Origin of the sequence: Azospirillum formosense (assembly GCF_013340925.1) — a bacterium.
Classification (GTDB): domain Bacteria; phylum Pseudomonadota; class Alphaproteobacteria; order Azospirillales; family Azospirillaceae; genus Azospirillum; species Azospirillum formosense.
Genome location: NZ_WHOR01000553.1, coordinates 1 through 602 on the forward strand (window position 1 = coordinate 1; position 602 = coordinate 602).

Genomic DNA, 602 nt, shown 5'->3' on the forward strand with positions numbered 1-602 from the left:
CTGGGGGCTGGACGCGGAGCTGTATTTCGACTGGGGCGGCGGGCTGATCTGGGCGGCGGTGGCGCCGACGCCCGACGCGGCGGCGGCGATCCGCGGCGCGCTGGGCACCGCCGGCCACGCGACCCTCGTGCGTGCGCCCGAGGACGTGCGGACCATGATGGAGGTGTTCCATCCGCTGCCCGACCCGGTGATGGCGCTCAGCCGCCGGGTGAAGGAGAGCTTCGACCCCTGCGGCATCCTGAACCCTGGCCGCATGTACGCGGGAGTGTAAGGCATCCATGCAGACCAACTTCACGCTCACCCAGCTCGCCAACGCCGACTACCGGGATTCGGAAGCGATCCTGCGCAAGTGCGTCCATTGCGGCTTCTGCACGGCGACCTGTCCGACCTACGTCCTGCTGGGCGACGAACTGGACAGCCCGCGCGGCCGCATCTACCAGATCAAGGACATGCTGGAGAAGGGCGGGCCGCCCACCGAGCATCAGGTGAAGCACGTCGACCGCTGCCTCTCCTGCCTGTCCTGCATGACGACCTGCCCGTCGGGCGTCAATTACATGCATCTGGTCGATCACGCCCGCGCCCATATCGAGGCGACCCACGCC

At 68.6% G+C, this 602-nt stretch carries 1 protein-coding gene and 1 pseudogene; both read left to right on the plus strand.

The window, feature by feature from the left end; genetic code table 11:
* A pseudogene (locus GBZ26_RS29795) lies at nucleotides 1-271 on the plus strand (2-hydroxy-acid oxidase); the annotation flags it as partial.
* 7 nt (nucleotides 272-278) lie between these two features.
* A partial coding sequence (locus GBZ26_RS29800) for a 4Fe-4S dicluster domain-containing protein (RefSeq protein WP_174437006.1) occupies nucleotides 279-602 on the plus strand: 324 nt, incomplete at its 3' end.